Consider the following 19,269-nt stretch of genomic DNA (forward strand, 5'->3'; position numbering starts at 1 on the left):
AGTATGTTCGTTAATCATAATGTGCCCTCAAACAAGATTTGAAGATCTGATCATGACATTGAGATTTAGTTCAAAAAAATCCCCGCTAATTTCTTAGCAGGGATTTGTGTATAAGAGACAGCTTATTTAAAGTGGCTTTTATTTGAGCTATAAATGTTATACAAATTTTAGGTTATTTAGTGTGTTTATCAAACCACCATTGAATATAAGCAACTTTGGTCATTAAGTTTGATGGGCGAGCTGTAATACCATGCGATGCATCAGGAATTCGCACCATTGCAGTATCAACACCTTGTAACTTTAATGCCTGATAAAACTGTTCAGTTTCTGAAATTGGTGTACGGTAGTCAGATTCCCCAGTGAGCAACATAGTAGGAGTTTTAACGTTTCCAACATAGCTAATAGGCGAGCGTTTCATGTAATGCTCAATGTGATCCCATGGTTTCCCTGGAAACCAGTAATCAGCAAAAAACGGGTAAAAATCGGCAGTTAGTACAAAGCTGATCCAATTAATAACCGGTTTGGCAACTACAGCCGCAGCAAAACGATCGGTATGACCCACAATCCAAGCTGTTAGCACGCCGCCGCCAGAACCACCGGTCACAAACAATTTAGACTCGTCAATAAAGCCTTTCGCTATTAGCGCATCAACGCCCGTCATTAAGTCGTCAAAATCGTTACTAGGGTAATTATGATGAATAGTTTGTGCAAACTCTTTACCATAGGAATCACTACCACGTGGGTTCATGTATAAAACGACATTACCTTTGGCTGCAAAAAGTTGAATTTCAGCGCTAAAGTGCGGGCCATAATTAGCGACAGGGCCGCCGTGAATTTCTAGTATTAGCGGGTATTTTTTGCTGCTATCAAATTCTGGTGGGTAAGCAACCCAACCTTGAATAGGTAACTCATCGTGACTTGATTTAACCCAAATTTCTTCCACTTTAGCCAAAGCTTTGTCGCCCAATGCATCTGCATTAAGAGTAGTTAAACGCTGCGCTTTACCGCGTTTAATTGTTGCTATATCAGCAGGGCGCTGAGTATCGGCAAGGGTAAAGGCTACTTCGCCATCTTCGCTTACATCAAAGTCGCCACCAGAATAAGGGCGTCCAAAGGCAACGCTGCCAATTTGGGTTGTTATTATTTTACGCTTGCCACTGCGTGGTTGATACGCAAGGGCGGTTTGACCTTTATCGGCGTAACTAAAGTACACACCTTTTGAATTGGCACTCCATTTTATTTGACCTACGCTTCTATCAAAATTTGGCGTTAAGCTAGTTGTGTTACCTGTTTTTAAATCACGAATGTAAAGTTGAGCATTTTCGTAGTTAGTGCGTTTATCATCGTAACCTGTGTACGCTAAGTAACGACCATCGGGCGATACTTTAGGCTGCTCATCAGGACCATTTCGATCAGTAATTTCAGTTATATTTTGCGAGGCCAAATCGAGTTTATAAATTTCACTATTTGTGGGTTTTAGTTGGTTGTTTGTGTGCCTGTTCGCAGAAAAATAAAGTGATTTACCGTCTTTACTAAAACTTACATCGCCCGCGTTATCAAATTCATCATCAGTGAGTTGTTTAGCATTACCTCCGTTAGCATCTATGGAAAATAATTGGCTAAAACCTTTTTGTGTGTAACCGCCACCATCTGAACGGTAATACACATCATCAATAAATTTGGCGGGCTCTGCCCACGTTGCACCTTTTGGTTTACCTGGTAAGCTCACTGGCGCTGAATTAGCGCTTGGGACAAACATGCTAAATATTAATTGGTTAGAATCAGGGCTCCATGTAATCGAACGTGGACTACTTGTTAAGTTACTTATTTTTGCCATAGCACCTGTTTTAAGCCATTTAATATATATTTGGCTGCTGCCATCGCGGGTTGATATAAACGCAAGGCGTTGACCATCAGGAGAGAGTACTGGCGAATAATCCATATGTACGCCAGAGGTTAGCGGCTGCATTTGTTTGGTTTTGTAATCAACAGACCAAATATTACCCACTTTGCGATCTGTTTTTATATCCATTCGGTTACGCACAAAATAAACAGTTTTACCGTCTTCGGTTATATCTATTTGATTAGCATATTCTAAATTAAACACGTCTTGCAGTTGTAGTGTATTTGTTTCAGCGTAGGCTAAATTGCTACAACCTAAAATGAGGCTAAGTGTTAAAAGCTTTTTCATTTTTATCCCTGTTGTTACTTTTTTTAATTTGCTAAGTAGTTATATGTTAGAGATTATTAAATTAACAGTAGGATGCGATGAAGCTCTTATTTAACTCTATGAGTTAAAGCTGTAAAGGGGCTTTACAGCTTATAATTTAAGGTTGTGTGGAAAGCCTAATTGGCTGAGTTACACAGGGCTTTTATATCTTTTATAAGTGATATGCCATCAGCGTTGTCGCCATGTACACATAAGCTATGGGCGTTGAGCGTTAGTTTTTTTCCTGTTCGTGTTGTTACACTACCATCGGATAAAAGCTGAGTTACTTGCTCTAGTAATGCGGCTTTGTTGTGAACGCTGCCCTCAAGTGTTCTCGACACTAAATGCCCATCGTCGGTGTACTGCCTATCTGCAAAGGCCTCTAGTATTAACTCAACTCCTAAACTTTTAGCTATTTGAATGTGCTTATTGGCATTTTTAGTCGCTAAAACCATTAGTTTTAAATCTGTTGGGTAGCTGGCAATTGCATTTATAACGGTTTGTAATATTTTATCATCAGCCATCATGTCGTTATAAAGTGCGCCATGCGGTTTTACATAGCTAAGTGTTAAACCTTGCACTTTTGCCATGCCCTCAATAGCGGCTATTTGATAGTGCAGGCAATTTGTAAGCTCTTTTTCACTAAGTACTATTGAGCGCCTACCAAAGCCTTGCTTATCTGGGTAGCTTGGGTGAGCACCAATTAGTACGTTATTTTGCTTGGCAAGTATAAGAGTGTTTGCCATTACGTCGGCATCACCTGCATGGAACCCACACGCAATATTAGCCATATCAATATGTGGCATAACGTCATCGTCTAGTCCCATTTTCCATGCGCCAAAGCTTTCACCTAAATCACAATTGAGCTTCATATTAGTGCGCCTTTTGCGGTTTTATTGTGACAGGTAATACGCCGTTAGCAGTTGCTTCGCCTAGTAACACTTTTGCAAGTGCGGTAAAAGCAGGACCAGATACAATATCGTTTTTATCTACATCAATATTATATGCGTAGGATGCAAGTACAGCATTTGCATAATTGCCAAATTTAGCAATGTCGTAAGGGGCTCTTAGGCTTATAAAAACAGTGCTTTTGTTTTTCTCTTTTGCCATATTTAATAATGACTCAAGTGCTTTTGGTTGCTCTGCATTATTAAGTGCAAAATTAGGGTCGTCTTTTAAATCATCCATACCGCCAATTTCTACCGCACTTTGATTAGGTGTTGCATTGCCGGCTATAACTACATCAGCAGCGTGTATTTGTGCTTTTGCGAGTGCAGGGTCGAACCCTTGTAAGCTACTACAGCTATAAGTGAATTTTTTCTGGCTGATAGCTTCAATCGCTTGCTGCATTGCCATACATTTACGCGTGTCGGGCATAATAATATGAACATTACTTCCTGCTTTTAAATTAAGTGGCAAAGTACTGTTATTATTTTTAACCTGCGTTATTGCCTTTACAGCAAGCTGCGCTTCTATTTCACGATGTGTTGCACTGCCAATTGTTTGCTTTGCATTTATGAGCGCGGTAATAGGGTCAAAATTAGTGCTTAATCTAAATTTATTTTTAAGTGTAATTATACGCTGTGCCGATTGTGCTATTTCTTGCTCATCAAGTTGGTTTGATTTAACCGCTTCAACAAGATCTTTAATAAGATCATCGAGTTTATTTAAATCATCGGGTGTTCTAATTTCAATAGGCATTAGGGCAATGTCAGCTCCAGCGGCAAATGTATTTATTACCGCTTGAGTTGGTGTGAAGAAGTTACTAATACCAGCCATATCAAGCGCATCAGTTACTACAACTCCTTGGTAATTAAGCTCGCCACGTAAAATATCAGTAATGATTGCGCGCGACATTGTTGCTGGTTTTACCATAGTTTTGCCATTAACACTTATAAACGTTGTGCTATCAAGCGCTGGGTATTGAATATGCGCCGTCATTATCATACCTGGGTTTTGCTTGGCGATAATGTGTTTAAACGGTGCTAGGTCTTGCTCGTAAATAACTTCTTTTGCATGGTTTACTTTAGGCAAGCCTGTATGGCTATCTACGTTTGTATCGCCGTGACCCGGAAAGTGCTTTAACGAGGTAATCACGCCATTGCTTTCAAATCCTGCAACTTGTGCGGCGCCCAATTTACTCACTAATGCTGGGTTTTCACCAAACGAGCGTACGTTAATAACTGGGTTGTCGGGGTTCATGTTTACATCAACCGTGGGCGCGTAGTTTACATTTATACCCAGCGAGTTTAGTTCTTTAGCTATAACTGTTGCTGTTTTTGTCGCAAAGCTTGTACCGTGTTTTTTGTAGGTTGCGCCAATCGACATATTACCGGTAAATGAGGTGGCAACATCGCGTGGTAAACGCGCTACACGTCCGCCTTCTTGATCTATTGATATAAATAGCGGCAGCTTACTACTGGATTTACTTGCAGCTGTTTGCAATTGGCTATTAAGCGTAATTGTTTGCTCTATCGATTGAGTGTTTTCAGAAAATAAAATTACCCCACCAATATCGTATTTTGCAATAGCGGTAGCGAGCTCATTAGGTAACTCGGTCATTGGAGTTCGGCATTTATTACTTACTCCTTGCTGGCAGAAGTAACGAAAGTCGAGTATTAGCTTTTGCCCAAGTTTTTGTTCAAGAGAAAGCACGGGTTTAGCAAGCGAGGATTGTAATGGCATTAAGCACCCAGATAAAAAAACGATAGACGATACAATACACTTATTTAGCAAAACACACTCCAAAGCTAAAAAGTAGATAAGTGTAAGCAGCTTAACTACTTTTTGAGGTAACTGCAAAAGAAGGATTTTTTGCAGAGGAACCAATAACATATTGTAAAAGTTAAAGAAAATTTATAATTTTGCTATTAGCGAAAAGTTATATTTAGTTATATTTTTTGTGGCTTTGTTAATATTAGATAATAAATTTTCCAGAGGGTATAATTGCGGGCTTTATATACAATTATAGGTTCGGGTACTGAATACCTGTACTTAGGATGGCATACGTTTGCGAAAAAAATTATTAACGGCCTTAAATCTTCGATTTCTTATTTTGCTTTTAGCGATTACGGCTTCTATTAGTACTTTAGTAAGTAGCTTTTATTCTACCTACCAAGTACAAAAAGAGCAGTTAACAGCTTACACGCTAAAAAGTAACTATGCTTATGCCAATAAACTGGCATCAGCAACAGATAATTTTTTAGAATCCGCAATGCAACAACTGGCCTATTCAGCTAAAAAAATAGAGCAAAGAGTTGATGATGAAAATTTATTAAACCAAGAAGCGACCCGCTTACACTTACAAACGAATAGCTTTAACTCGGTTGTAATTAATAAGCATAGTGTTGTTGTCGCAACCTCTCCTAAATTTCCGCAACTTATTGGTGAATCAATCCACTCACCTGGCGCTGTACAAGCGCTACAAGAAAAAAGACCATTAATCAGCGCGCCTTATATGTCGGCTGCTGGGAACTTTATTGTTTTTATTTCTCATCCTTTGTTTGATCAAAGTGGAGATTACCTTGGTTATATTGGTGGCTCTCTTTATCTAAAGGAGCGTAATATTTTAAATAGCTTATTAGAGCAGCATTATTATGAGGGTGGAACATATATTTATGTGGTCGACGCCAGTAGGCGAATTCTCTATCACCCAGATCAGGCACTAATAGGGACAGTCGTCACAAATAATTCCATCACTAATAATATGATTACAGGCCAAAGCGGTACTTCTATTGTTAAAAATAGCCAAGAGATAGAAATGCTAGCAGGCTTTTCCTCCGTGCCTAAAGCAAAATGGGTAATTGTCGCTCAGCGCCCTGTAAGAGCAACGCTTTCGTCACTTGATTTACTCATAACTGAAGTAATAAAACGTACATTACCGATGGCTGTTATTACGTTTCTTTTAATCGGTTTTTTTGCTCACTTAATTTCTAGACCTTTAAAACAACTAGCAGACAAAGCAAATACACTTGACGATCCAACAAGTATTGAAGAGCTAAAAAGTGTTAAATCTTGGTACTTTGAAAGCCAAAGACTAAAAATTGCAATGCTCAATGGAGTTAATACTTTGCAAATGCAGATAGGTCAGCTTCGTCATGATGCGCAAACAGATCCCCTAACTGATACTCATAACCGTAGGAGTTTAAACCAGTTGATGTTTAAGCAAACTCCATTTGCTATTTTAGAGATAGACATCGATTTCTTTAAGCGAGTTAACGATACCTTTGGCCATGATAAAGGAGATGAAGCTCTTAAATCGCTTACTGATATTATCAAAAAATTATCTCGAAAAGACGATATCGTAGCACGTATAGGTGGTGAAGAATTTGTACTTGTCTTGCCTAATGAAAACAGCCAAAGTGCGCTCAAAATAGCAGAGCGACTACGTAAAACTGTTGAGTCTACAAATATGGAAACTATCGGCTTTATAACAATTTCAATTGGGATTGCAACTTGGCCTGAGCACAGTAACGACATGGACCAAGTTTACAAATGTGCTGACAAAGCACTTTACCATGCAAAAGAACATGGCCGTAATCAGTGCATTGTTGCTGATTAAAAGTGTGTTTCGATAGGTGAATAGTTAATTGCAATTTCTACATTGGTCACTGATTTATAGCTGTTTAAAGCACTAGACAATCCTGCAATATCAACACCTTTTTCAACAAGTAATGTGTAATTGTGAGCTGTTGACTTGATTAATTCATAATTATTTTTTAACTCATCAGGCACAGAATCGGTATTTAATGTAATGGTAAGAGTACCTGTTACTACACCTTTTTGTTTTAAGTTCTGATTATAAATAACGTCGCCTTTAAATAACTGCTCAGAGTTAAAGATAAGTTTATCACCCGATGAATTTATGCTTTTAGATGCATTTTTAATAACACCTTGACTACTTTCTTTTTTAGGGAAAATAGTGTCACTTTTCTGGTTCTTAGATGGTTCTTTTATAATGATTTCTGCTGTTTTAGGTTGTGCCTGAGAGTTGTTAACCTCTGTTTTTTCACTGTTATTACATGCAGATAGTAATAAAGCTGCGATTATTGGCACTGCACTTGTAAAAATTATTTTTTGCATTCGTTTACCTTTGTTTACTTTTCTTTAAATTTAAAGCTATTCAGCCTTATTCAAGTCTGTATATTAACAACTTAACCAGGCGTTTACATAAAATAATCAATTTAAAAACATTAAGTGTTTAAACATAATAAATACAAACAGGTGGATACATGTCTCAATTTAAATTAACAACTATTGCCATGGTTGTAGCATCTACATTAGCAGCAGGTGAGCTAACGGCCGCTGAACAAACTCGATTTTATGATGTAAGTGCAACAAATGCAGTTACTCAGGGTACTTCTTTAGCTGCTGTTCAGCAGAAAACCTTAGCCGAACGCGCCACTGTCTCGGGTCAAAAATCAATTTACGATGCACAAATGGGTAAAGCAACGTTTTTATGGCAAGCAATAGGTCAGCGTAAGCCTGACATGGCTTTAATCGCTGCTGATAACCGTAACCAATATGCTGCTGACTTTTATATTGAAACTTTAACAGGTATTAGTAATCGTAAAGCAACAGCATCTTCTGCTGTTATGGTTGATTTATCAGAGCAAAAACGTGGCTCTATTAGTGCAAAATACAAGCAACAAGTAAACGGTGTTGAAGTTTTTAACCGCGAATACAACTTGTTAATGGATAAAGAGTACAACCTAGTAGCAAGCTCGGGGTATTTTGCTGATACGTCGTCATCTAAAAATAAACTTGCTGCATTAACGGGTTTTGTAAACTCTGAGCAAAGTATAAAAAAAGCATTTAGTGAATTAGCTAATATTGATGTCTCACTTCGTAAAATTGGTAATGAAGGTGGCTATGCAAAATATGAGGCTAAATCATTAGATGACTCTAAGATTGTTTTAGGTACGCCACGTGCAAAAGAAGTGTTTTTTGAAGTTGCAGGCGAGCTGAAATCTGCTTATTACATTGAAGTAGAAGTAGCAGAAGTTGGCTCTTTAGAAAGTGACTACTTTAGTTACGTAGTAGATTCGAATAACAACAAAGTATATTTTGCGAAAGATTTGAAATCTCATGCAGCTGACTTTAATTACCGTGTTTACGCTAACCAAGATGGCTACCCAATGGAAAGCCCGCACGGTGACGTAATTCCTGCAGATGGCCCAGGACAAGTAGACGAGACTGAGATTTTAGACGCGCCAATGGTATCTCTATCCTACTACAGCAAACTAAGCACAATGGACCCATGGTTAGCTGATGATGCAACGACAACATCAGGTAATAACGTATTTGCTTACGCCGATGTGATTGCACCTCAAGACTTTAGTGAAGGTGACTTTACCGCTGAAACAACTGCAGACTTCACATTTGACTACCCTTACCAAGTAGATGAAGTTGCAAATAGCTACGCAAACCGTAAAGCAGCTATTGTTAACTTGTTTTATATGAATAACTTTTTACATGATTTTTTCTATGATCATGGTTTTGATGAAACATCAAATGTAGCGCAGGTATCTAACTTTGGTCGTGGCGGCGTAGAAGGTGACCCGATTGAAGCACAGGCTCAAGATAACTCAGGTCGTAATAATGCAAATATGTCTACACCAGCTGATGGTGCTAGCCCACGTATGCAAATGTACTTGTACAACAGTAAAGATGCCACTGTTGGTGTAGATTTTGGTATTACAGTAACTTCACATGACTCTTTAGGCCTTTTAGCTTCAACAAAAGAATCTGGCTTTGGTAAATACCAATTCAGTGATGTGGCTGCAGAAGTTGTTCGTTTAGATGATGGAAATACAGTAGATTCAACAAGTATTAATGATGGTTGTGAGCCTGCTATAAATGCTGCTGAACTAGCAGGGAAAATTGCAATTGTAGATCGTGGCTCATGTGCTTTTACGATTAAAGTAAAAAATGCACAAGATGCAGGTGCAATAGCAACTATCGTTGTTAATAATGACCCAGATACGGCAGAACCGGCACCAATGGGCGGTGAAGACGATACTGTAACCATTCCAAATATGGGTTTAAATTACGCTGATGGTCATGCAATGTATGACCTAATTGATGCTGGTGAAGTTGTTACTGTAGACATGTTTACCAAAGCAACATTAAAAGATGGTACGTTTGATAATGGTATTATTGCTCATGAATGGGGTCACTACATTAGTAACCGCTTAGTCGGTAATTCATCAGGCCTTATTAACTTCCAAGGCCGCGCAATGGGCGAAGGCTGGGGCGATTTCCACTCATTAATGTTTATCGCTAAAGAAAGCGATATAAATATTACAGGTAACGATAAGTTCCAAAAAGCATATGGTAGCGGCACATTTGTAGAAGACTTCTACTTCGGTATTCGTCGTCTTCCTTATTCAACTGATACAGATGTAAATGCATTGTCGTTCCGCCATATTACTGAAAATGCTGGTGCTGATATTGGTATATCACCAACAAGCGTGGCTTCTCCTCATGCTGCCGGCGAAATTTGGGCAACTGTATTATGGGAAAACTATGTAGCGCTTATTAACGAGCATGGCTTTAATGAAGCACAAACTCGAATGGCAGATTACTTAGTTGCAGGTTACAAATTAACACCTATAGCACCAACCTACACTGAAGCACGTGATGCTATTTTAGCTGCTGCCTATGCAGTAGACCCTGCTGATTACAAATTAATGGTAGGTGCATTTGCTAAACGTGGTATGGGTCTTGGCGCAGTATCGCCAGATCGTTTCAGTAATGACCTTACTGGTGTGGTTGAATCAGATAAAACACAGCTTTCTAGCTATGCATTTGCAAGTGCTGACTTAAACAACATGTACAATGGTACAGAGCTTGGTTTTTGTACTAACGACAATATTTTAGATAAAGGCGAAACGAGTACGGTTAGCGTAACAATTACTAACCGTGGTAGTGAAGTACTTAGTGGTACAACAGCACAACTGACTGTTATAAGCGATCATGATGTAACATTTGAAAATGATGGTTTACTTACTTTTGGTGAAGTTCAACCGTACGAAGCAATAACTAGTAACGATATTAAAGTTACTTTGAACGAAGCGGGTACAGCTGAAACACTAGAAATTGAAGTCACATTCCCTGAAATTGAAACGGACGATGATATCGTTGAAGCACTTGATCAAACACTTACGTTTGAAGTAAATATGGGCTTTAAGTCAGAAGTGCCTGTTGGAGCTGTAGTTTCAGATGATATGGAAGTAGCAAGTTCATCACTATTAGATTTAAAAGAAAACGTAATGTTTGGCGGTGACTTAGCTGTTGGCACTCAGGTTATGGATAATAGTGGTAATATTGCCTTCTTTGAACAAGGTGGGTTTGAGCTAGGCACACAGGCAATGCGCCTTGTAAATAATGGCTTCCAATCAGATGTAGCAATAGAGAGTAAGCCATTCGAAGTTGGTTACTCAGGCGACTTTGAAATCTCGTTTTGGCATTTCTATAGTATTGAGCAAAACTGGGATGGTGGTGTTGTAGAAGTTAGTGTTAATGGCGGTGACTGGGTTGATGCTACTGAAATTGGCGGCACATTTGATGTTGGCTACGACGCTGTTCTAATCGAAAACGATTCGCAAGAACTTCAAGAACGTGAAACTTTTACTGGTAATAACGTACAAGATAGTGGCGCGTATGGTAATTATGAAACTATCAACTTTGGTGATGCTCTAAACGGCAACTTAGTAAAAGTACGCTTTAGGATTTCATCAGATGGCGCAGTAAGTGATTTAGGTTGGTGGATTGATAACCTAACTATGTCTAACGTTTTATCTCCTGTATTTTCTGAGCTTGTAGCGGGTGATTCACTAGCATGTGATAACGCAGCCCCACTTGTTTTAGTCGAAAGTGCATCAGCGGAAATTACTGAATCTGCTACAGGAACAATTACAGCAACAGCGACAGATCGCAATGGTCAAACACTAACTTATGCTTGGACTCAGGTTAGCGGTAGTGCTGCTACGCTCACTGGTACCGATACAGCAACTTTAAGCTTCACACCTGCAGCTATTACTGCAGATGAAGAGCTTGTTTTTGAAGTTGCCGTAAGTGATGGTGTAACAACTGTGACTCAACAAAGTACTGTAATGGTAAAAAATGAAGCGGTAGCAACTGTGCCTGTAACAGAATCAAAATCTAGCGGTGGTGGTAGTTTTGGCTTTATAGCTTTATTACTTACTCCATTAGTATGGTTTAATAGACGCCGTAAAAACGTAAGTAAATAAGTTTAAATAACATCCCGTCATCTCTAAATACATGACGGTTTTAATGAAAGGCCAGTAGCGTTTGCATCTGGCCTTTTTTATGCACTTAGTTTGATTTTTTTAGTCCTGAGCACAGTAACGACATAGACCAAGTTTACAAATGTGCTGACAAAGCACTTTACCATGCAAAAGAACATGGCCGTAATCAGTGCATTGTTGCTGATATTAGCTAACCACTGCTTAGCTAAGTAATACTTTACATTGAACTTAAATTGATAAATTCTCTACAAAGAGTGCATGAGTTTATTAAGCCAGCCATCAGCTTTTGATGGTTTGTAAATCATTACTATGTCTTCGCTGTAGCGACTGTTAACCCCCTTTACAGTTAATTTTTTAAGCCCTAAATCATCAATCACGAAATTTGGTAAATATGCCAACGCCAAGCCACTTTGTATCACCTCTATTAATGCACTGTAATCGCTACATCTAAATACAATATTGCGCGGGGCTATTTCATCTTGCCAACCGTCGGAGCCAATACCTTGTTCAAGGCCGCACAGTGGTGAAAACAACGGGCATGCAAAAGACAACTGTAGTAATTGGTTTTTATTGAGTGTTAAAAAGCCTTTTTGTACTAGCTGATGTGAAGGAGACGCAGCTACACTAAACTCAGTATTAAATACGTCAACCGCCACTAAATTAGTATGTGAGCTGTTGTTTAATGCCTCGCGAGTAACTAGCGCAATATGCGCCGAACCTGATGCAACTTGGCTTATGGCTTCACCTTCAAATACATTATTAATACGCACCGAGCAAGGCAGGTTACTAAGGAGTGTAAGCAGCTTTTTAACGCCACTTTTGAGTAAAATGGCAGGGCCTGCAATAACCGCATTAAATTTATGATTATCGCTTTTAAAACGGCTAGTAAGCTGCTGGTAATTATGAACTAAATCGCTACTGTGCTTAACAAACTCTTTGCCTTTATCATTGAGTACTAAGGTTTTACCTACACGGTTAAACAGCTCCGTGGCTAAATTTGCCTCAACCTTTTTTAGCGTTTTAGACAGCGCACCTGGGGTAATATTAAAGTGCTTAGCGGTTGTATGCAGATTTTGCGAACCCGCCATATGAATTACTTTTTCAATGTCATCTAAATGCATAGCGCCAAACCGTATTAACTAAAAGGAAACAACTAATCACTTATTATCGATTATTTGTATATAAAAATCAGCTTATAGTGGCGCTATATATATTTTTTGAGCACTAACATGAAACACATACTGCTATTTTTTATTTTATTATCGAGTGCAGCGCACGCAAATACACCTCAACACAATTCACACATAACCCACAGCTATAATGGCTTCCATGGTATGGCGCTTATTTTAGCCGGCGATAAAGTACTTGCCAGCCACATGCCTTTATACGCCCCTCCACACAACTACCAAATAGTGTATGAAGTAACTACGGATGACACCCACTTAAAAACAATCAAAAATATTTTAAATAAAGCAGCAGACGAGCAAGAACAGATCACTATTTTACCAACCAAATTTGACCTAAATTTATTAATAAATAAAAAGACACCCACCTTAAATGTAACTGTATTTAACGGCCATTTTGAACGCGGTGGCAACGCACTTTTTACTACAAAGCTAACCTTTAAAAACCCGCTATATGTTGAAAAAATAACGACTAATCAAGCACAAAAAAATGTGTTTACATTAATAAAGCTAACAGAGCAGCAAGGTTTAGTAATTCATAAAATACAAAGCAAGCCAAGCTATGACTCGTTAAGCTTAGTACCGCTTACTATGAGTAAATATAACGGGAAATTGAAGTGTGATGCTTCGGTAAGCACTGCGCTTAAAAGCAAACTAGAGGCATGTTTTAAAACCGTACCAAGCTATTTAGAAACAAAAGACTTTGCAGTTAATTAATTTATAAAACCAGTGATTTTGGCTTTAAATCGCTGGCTTATAAAGTGTTACTTTGTTTTTAGTAAATTTTAAGATTAAATTTTGAGATGACACCCACCGTTAATTTTGTACTTTAGCCATAATGAATTAGGTGGTGCACTTCCAATTAGAATCTAGGAATCAATAAATAAAAAATTAGGTTGGGTGTCATCATAAAAATAAACTCAACAAACGCTACAGCTTCATGCAGCGTTTGTTGCTATTTAATTTTCTAGGAGCTAATTAAAACTCATAGCTTATTTTGGCTGAAAAGTTACGCCCAGGTTGGGTGTATTGGCTAAAATCAGCACCTTGTGATTGACCTGCAATCAACTCAAAAGGTACATATTCTTTATCGAGCAAGTTAAGTACACCTACATTTAGCTGCCACGCTTGCCATTCGTAGTTTGCGTATAAATCAACAACGCCGTAGCCATGTCCTTGCGTAGTTTTATTACCGTTTGTATCAAGTACTACATCCGATTGCGATTTAGCCAAACGCAACGCGGCGGTCCAGTTAATATTACCCTGTTCTGTACTTAACAATACTGAGCCATTTAACGGGCTAATGCTGGTAAGTGGCTGATCGGTTTCTTTATTTTCACCATCAACGTAAGCCACGTTTGCCTCTAGTAGTATATTTTCAGCTACATACATGGCAATTCCGGCTTCCACACCGCTTATTTGTGTTTCGCTAATATTTTGGTACTGATACAGCGTTTTGTTTACGCCAGGAATGTACGTTGGCTCAACACCCACTACGGCGGTTTCTATAAAGTCATCGTATGCTGCATAAAAAGCACTTAAATTTACGCTAATATCGCTGCTGGCGTATCTTAGCCCAAGCTCAAACGAATCACTGCTTTCAGGGTCTAAATCGGCGTTTGGTAATATTTGATAAAACGGCTCAACGCCGTGACTTTGATAGGCTTGGTCGTGTGGTGGTATTTTAAAGCCTCGTACGTATTGCCCGTACAACGATAAGTTATCATCCACTTGGTATATAACACCTAGCTTAGGCGAAAAGGCAGATTCGGTAATATCACCAAGCTGCGCATCGGCGTATAGCTCATCATTTTTAGCCTCTAGGGTGTAGTAATCATATCGCACACCCGCAATAACCGACCACGCGCTATTATTAAACGAGATACTGTCTTGTACATAAGCGCCAATTAAAGAGGTATCAGCCCCCGGGAATGCTTTTTGTTTTTGGTCTGTAAAATCAACAGTGCCATCGGCTAAAATACGGGTTTTAAAACGTGGGCGGGTGGTGTCGTATAAGTCTATATCAATCCCGTATACCACTTCATGATCGGCACCCTCTGCGTTAAACCCTTTATTAAATACCGCTTTTAAACCTAAAATATTTTGCTCAAAACGATAGTCGTTATAATCGGTGTAGGTGCTTGCGCCACTAATTTGATCGCTTTGTTGCTCGTAACTACTATAAGACACTTGCCCATACCATTTATCAAACGCGGCGGTTGCTACTTCTGAATGGTAATCGAGCGCCAGTGACCAACTCGTGTCATCTTCTTCGGTTTCTTGAACAGCGGGGGTTATTACTTGCTCAGTTGTTTGATTAAAGTAATCAAGGGTGTATTTAAGTGTGCGTTTTTCATCAAGCTGTTGCTCAAATTTAACTAATAAAGCATCCGACTTAGCATCATAACCGGGTAAATTTTCGTCATAGTTTTGTACTTCTTCGCTGTCGCGGTGGCTATACACGGCGCTTACTGCAAAGTCGCCTAAGTCTTTTGCCGCAGTAATATCGGCGGCAACTTGATTACTTTGACCTTGATACCCAAGCGCCATTTTTACAAAGCTGCTGTTATTTTTTAAATAATCACTAGGATCTTTAGTGGTTATAACCACAATGCCACCAAGTGCATCAGAGCCATATAATGACGATGCAGCACCTTTGGCTACTTCTACTTGTTTTACACCTGCTACGTCAAAATAATTACGGCCAACTAAATAGCCCCCTCCACCTGCATAACCATCGTTGGTGCGTCGGCCATCTTTTATAAATACAACCCGGTTACCACCAACACCACGTACTGTAAGTGTTTGCGCGCCTGCGCCACTGCCTGTCGTTGCAATGCTTGGGTCGTACTTAAACATGGTTTGTAAATCTACAGCTAGCTGACGCTCTATGTCTTGCTCGGTAATAACAGTAACTGAGCCTGTAACATCTTTAAGCTTTTGCTCAAAGCGCGAGCCACTTACAACAATATGATCGTCAATTATGTTTTCGGCAATGGCAGTGCCCGAGCCGAGTAGTAAGGTTGCAATAGCAGTAAATCTAAACGCAGAGGGATTCATTTTAACTCCAAATGATAATAGTTATTATTTATGGCGGAGATGTTACAACTAAGTCAAAATAAGATCAATTAATTATGATAATCATTTTCATTTAGATTTAACTAGTTATAATAGCCAAAAAATAAAACCGGAGTGTGTAATGAAATACCTATTTATATTGTTTGCTTTAATGGCCCAATCTGCAGTTGCACAAGAGCGCGTTATTAGCGCTGGCGGCACCCTTACAGAAATAATTTATGCGCTAGGCAAACAAAATACCCTTGTAGCGGTTGATCAATCGAGCATGTACCCGCACCAAGCCACACAATTACCACAAGTGGGCTATTATCGCGATTTAGCGGCAGAAGGCGTACTTTCAATGCGTCCAACCACCTTGTTAGCGCTTGAAGGCGCAGGGCGTAGCCAAGCACTTAAGCAAATTGAGGCAACAGGGGTTAAGCTAATTCATTATAAAAAGCCGACCTCAGTTAACGAGCTACTTGAGCTAATAAAACGTTTAGGTGACGATTTAAACGCTAAGCAAAAAGCACAAACACTTATTACGCACATTACAAAATCGTTACCTGAAAAAGCAAAAGCGCCAACACACAGCGCGCTATTTATACTCTCAGCTAATGAGCGCGGGCTTGTTGCCGCCGGGCAAGAAACCGTCCCTAATTTATTATTTAGCTATGCAGGCATTACTAATATAGGCGCTACGTATTCAGGCTTTAAAGCAATAAATAGTGAAGTACTGGCTGTAAATCAGCCCGACTTTTTAGTAGCCCCAGCCCATGTTGTACAAAGCATTGGCGGCAAGCAGGCTTTTTGTAAGCAACCGAACCTACGCTTATTAAAAGCTGCGCAAAGCTGTAACTTACTTGTAATGGATAGCCTGCTTTCGCTTGGCATGTCGCCACGTATTGCCACAGCAATTAATGAGCTTAACGAGTATAAAACCCGCTTATGAACACCCTAACATTGAGCCGCTTTGTGCCTATAACACTTAGCCAAACTCATAAATGGATGCTATTAGCCTCTGTTTGTATTTTTGCTTTGGCGCTACTAAGCATTGGGTACGGCCCTGCAGGATGGGATTGGCGTTTAGCTATTGCCTGGCTTGCGCCCGAGTACTTTAATCAGTTTGATGCGCTGCAAATTAATGTAGTAATGCAAATACGTTTGCCGCGTTTTGTGCTTGCTGTATTAGTAGGGTTGGTACTTGCCCAAACAGGGGCGGCAACCCAAGCGCTTTGCCGTAACCCGCTGGCAGACCCATCTATTATTGGCATTAGTGCAGGTGCGGCAATGGTTGCAGTGGCGTTTATTGCACTTAGCGCGCAGTTTAATTTTAACGCTCAGTTGTATTTACCTTATGCGTCGTTTTTAGGGGCGCTTGGTGTTACCTCGCTGGTATATTTTATTGCCAAGCAGCAAGGGCAAATTAATATCACCACACTTATATTGGTGGGGGTTGCTATTAACGCGTTAGCATTCGCTGTTATTGGGCTACTGAGTTTTTTTGCCGACGATAGCGCGCTACGATTAATAAATTATTGGACCATGGGCTCATTAGGCGGAGCAAGCTGGAGCACGATTATTCAAGCTGCGCCGTTACTGTTTATCAGCCTAATTGGCCTGTGGCGGTTAAAAAAACCCATGAACTTACTCCTTATTGGCGAGTCACAAGCTCAGTACCTAGGAGTAGATACCAATAAGCTTAAATTGTATGTCATTATACTCGTTGCATTAGGGGTCGGTGCGGTTGTAGCGCTTACCGGTTTAATAGGGTTTGTTGGCTTGGTAGTCCCGCATATTGCCCGCTTAATGGTGGGGCCGCATTTACGTAATATGCTGCCGCTTTGTATGCTAATTGGCGTGGTGGTATTGCTACTTTCTGACTGGCTAGCACGGATTGTGATCATGCCATCAGAGCTACCTATTGGCATTATTACCGCGCTATTGGGTGCGCCATTGTTTATTTATTTAATAGTGAAAAATAAGCGAGGTTGGTCATGATCACGTTTAACAACCTAAGCGTTGGCTTTGATAATCACAGCGTTTTAAACGCTATTAATGGCAGCGCTAAACAAGGGCAACTTGTAGCACTACTTGGTGAAAATGGCGCAGGTAAATCTACCTTGCTGCATACCTTAGCAGGTATGCACTCCTTTACAGGCAGTGTACTTTTTAATGCTAAGCCGCTGGCCTCTCACGCTAAAAAACGCCTTGCAACACAGCGCGCAGTCATGATGCAAGCTAACCACGTAGGGTTTGATTTTAATGTATTTGAGCTTATTGCAATGGGTCGCTATCCGTATGTAGAGTCATTAAAAATGCAAAGCGAAAAAGTACATAAATACGCCGCTATTATGGATTTAAACCAGTATTTAACTCGCCGCGTAAGTGCGCTTTCGGGCGGAGAGCAACAACGTGTTCATATGGCGCGTACTTTAGCCCAGCTCGATGCCTTTACACAATCGGCCGAGCCAAAACTAATGCTGCTCGACGAGCCTACATCAGCACTTGATATGCGCCACCAACATGCTTTGCTCAGCTGCGTTAAAACCTTTGTAGAGCAGGGCAACAGCGCCATTATTGCAATACACGATCTAAATTTAGCCAGCCTTTATGCAACCGACGCTATTTTACTGCACAACAAAAAAGTGTTGCAAAGTGGGCCTATAAACACCGTATTAACAGAACAAAACTTACAACAAATGTACGCCATGAAACTGCACGTAAACCCTCATCCTTATAACGATGCACCCATGGTTTTTTCTCAACGTCAGGAGTTTTTATGAGAGAGCAAGCATTAAACGATGCACGCACCTTGGTTTACAAAACCAATGCTGGTGTCATGTCGACCATTTCTAATAATTTACGCGGCTACCCGTTTGGCTCAGTAACCCCCTATATGTGCGACGAACAAGGCCGTGTTTACTTTTTTATTAGCGATATAGCCCAGCACACTAAAAATCTAAAGCACGACTCACGTATGAGCCTTACCGTATTTGACGCCGCCGACTACGGCGATCAAAACGAGCACGGCCGCGTAACGCTTGTAGGCGATGGCTCTGTTGTGCCAAGTGAGCAAGCACACACTTTACTTGATAACTATATTGCCCTACACCCCGAAGCCGCTAGCTATCGCAATGCGCACGACTTTCAGTTATGGCAATTAGACGTAGTGCGTGTGCGTTACATTGGCGGTTTTGGCAAAATATTTTGGCTTGAACAAACCGAGTGGCAGGGCGAGGCAAAAAACTGGGACGAAAGCCAACAGCAAAGCATGATAAGTCACATGAACGATGACCATAAAGATGCTATGTCGCTCATATTAATGCAGCACTACAGCATAGCTGATAACACCCCAATAATGAGCGGCTTATTACCCACAGGCTTTTATATACAAAGCCAAAAGCGTAATTACTTTATTAACTTTAAAACCCAGTGCAACAGCCCGTTAGAGGTACGTAAAGCGCTGGTTGAGCTAACCAACCAAGCCCGAAATAACTAAACTAAATACATGACGACATAGTTAACCTGAGCCCTGGTTAAGAGA

The 19,269-nt window shown here is 40.0% G+C and carries 13 protein-coding genes; 7 read left to right on the top strand and 6 right to left on the bottom strand.

Annotated elements, in window-relative coordinates:
* Positions 1–172: 172 nt before the first annotated feature.
* From H5090_RS01485 to H5090_RS01495, 3 genes are all read right to left on the bottom strand, one after another.
* A complete protein-coding gene (locus tag H5090_RS01485; protein ID WP_182694839.1) occupies positions 173–2,191 on the bottom strand; it encodes a S9 family peptidase in 2,019 nt (672 codons plus the stop codon).
* A gap of 155 nt (positions 2,192–2,346) precedes the next feature.
* Complete coding sequence (locus H5090_RS01490) at positions 2,347–3,081, bottom strand: 5-oxoprolinase subunit PxpA (RefSeq protein ID WP_182694840.1); 735 nt, start codon at positions 3,079–3,081, stop codon at positions 2,347–2,349.
* A 1-nt stretch (position 3,082) separates the two neighbouring features.
* The gene (locus H5090_RS01495; RefSeq protein ID WP_182694841.1) at positions 3,083–4,894 is read right to left on the bottom strand and encodes a glycoside hydrolase family 3 protein; all 1,812 of its coding nucleotides are present in this window, start codon (positions 4,892–4,894) and stop codon (positions 3,083–3,085) included.
* A 370-nt stretch (positions 4,895–5,264) separates the two neighbouring features.
* Here H5090_RS01495 and H5090_RS01500 point away from each other — a divergent pair, with 370 nt between their 5' ends.
* The gene (locus H5090_RS01500) at positions 5,265–6,770 is read left to right on the top strand and encodes a sensor domain-containing diguanylate cyclase (protein WP_182694933.1); all 1,506 of its coding nucleotides are present in this window, start codon (positions 5,265–5,267) and stop codon (positions 6,768–6,770) included.
* Here the strand turns inward: H5090_RS01500 and H5090_RS01505 are convergent.
* The gene (locus tag H5090_RS01505; protein WP_154902851.1) at positions 6,767–7,291 is read right to left on the bottom strand and encodes a hypothetical protein; all 525 of its coding nucleotides are present in this window, start codon (positions 7,289–7,291) and stop codon (positions 6,767–6,769) included. The two genes, H5090_RS01500 and H5090_RS01505, sit on opposite strands and share 4 nt — an antisense overlap.
* 149 nt (positions 7,292–7,440) lie before the next feature.
* Here H5090_RS01505 and H5090_RS01510 point away from each other — a divergent pair, with 149 nt between their 5' ends.
* Positions 7,441–11,463: a rhombosortase-dependent M36 family metallopeptidase gene (locus tag H5090_RS01510; protein WP_182694842.1), complete on the top strand. Its 4,023-nt coding sequence runs from the start codon at positions 7,441–7,443 to the stop codon at positions 11,461–11,463.
* Between the two features lie 263 nt (positions 11,464–11,726).
* Here H5090_RS01510 and H5090_RS01520 read toward each other — a convergent pair whose 3' ends face one another.
* Positions 11,727–12,602 carry a LysR family transcriptional regulator gene (locus H5090_RS01520; protein ID WP_182694843.1) on the bottom strand — a complete coding sequence of 292 codons (876 nt, stop codon included), beginning with the start codon at positions 12,600–12,602 and terminating at the stop codon, positions 11,727–11,729.
* 108 nt (positions 12,603–12,710) lie between these two features.
* Here H5090_RS01520 and H5090_RS01525 point away from each other — a divergent pair, with 108 nt between their 5' ends.
* The gene (locus H5090_RS01525) at positions 12,711–13,382 is read left to right on the top strand and encodes a hypothetical protein (protein WP_182694844.1); all 672 of its coding nucleotides are present in this window, start codon (positions 12,711–12,713) and stop codon (positions 13,380–13,382) included.
* A gap of 261 nt (positions 13,383–13,643) precedes the next feature.
* Here H5090_RS01525 and H5090_RS01530 read toward each other — a convergent pair whose 3' ends face one another.
* Complete coding sequence (locus tag H5090_RS01530; protein ID WP_182694845.1) at positions 13,644–15,725, bottom strand: TonB-dependent hemoglobin/transferrin/lactoferrin family receptor; 2,082 nt, start codon at positions 15,723–15,725, stop codon at positions 13,644–13,646.
* A 139-nt stretch (positions 15,726–15,864) separates the two neighbouring features.
* On the opposite strand from H5090_RS01530, the gene H5090_RS01535 reads away from it, so the two are divergent.
* Genes H5090_RS01535 through H5090_RS01550 form a run of 4 tightly spaced genes read left to right on the top strand, consistent with a single transcriptional unit; the run spans position 15,865 to position 19,224 of the window.
* Positions 15,865–16,674, top strand: a complete 810-nt coding sequence (locus tag H5090_RS01535) for a hemin ABC transporter substrate-binding protein (protein ID WP_182694846.1) — start codon at positions 15,865–15,867, stop codon at positions 16,672–16,674.
* The gene (locus H5090_RS01540) at positions 16,671–17,723 is read left to right on the top strand and encodes an iron ABC transporter permease (RefSeq protein ID WP_182694847.1); all 1,053 of its coding nucleotides are present in this window, start codon (positions 16,671–16,673) and stop codon (positions 17,721–17,723) included. The genes H5090_RS01535 and H5090_RS01540 overlap by 4 nt, the downstream gene beginning before the upstream one ends.
* Complete coding sequence (locus tag H5090_RS01545) at positions 17,720–18,508, top strand: heme ABC transporter ATP-binding protein (RefSeq protein ID WP_182694848.1); 789 nt, start codon at positions 17,720–17,722, stop codon at positions 18,506–18,508. Before H5090_RS01540 ends, H5090_RS01545 begins: the two co-directional genes overlap by 4 nt.
* Positions 18,505–19,224 (top strand): HugZ family protein, encoded by a 720-nt coding sequence (locus H5090_RS01550; protein ID WP_182694849.1) that lies wholly within the window; start codon positions 18,505–18,507, stop codon positions 19,222–19,224. The genes H5090_RS01545 and H5090_RS01550 overlap by 4 nt, the downstream gene beginning before the upstream one ends.
* Positions 19,225–19,269 lie beyond the last annotated feature (45 nt).

Source organism: Pseudoalteromonas sp. SR43-5 (assembly GCF_014163835.1).
Lineage (GTDB): Bacteria > Pseudomonadota > Gammaproteobacteria > Enterobacterales > Alteromonadaceae > Pseudoalteromonas > Pseudoalteromonas distincta.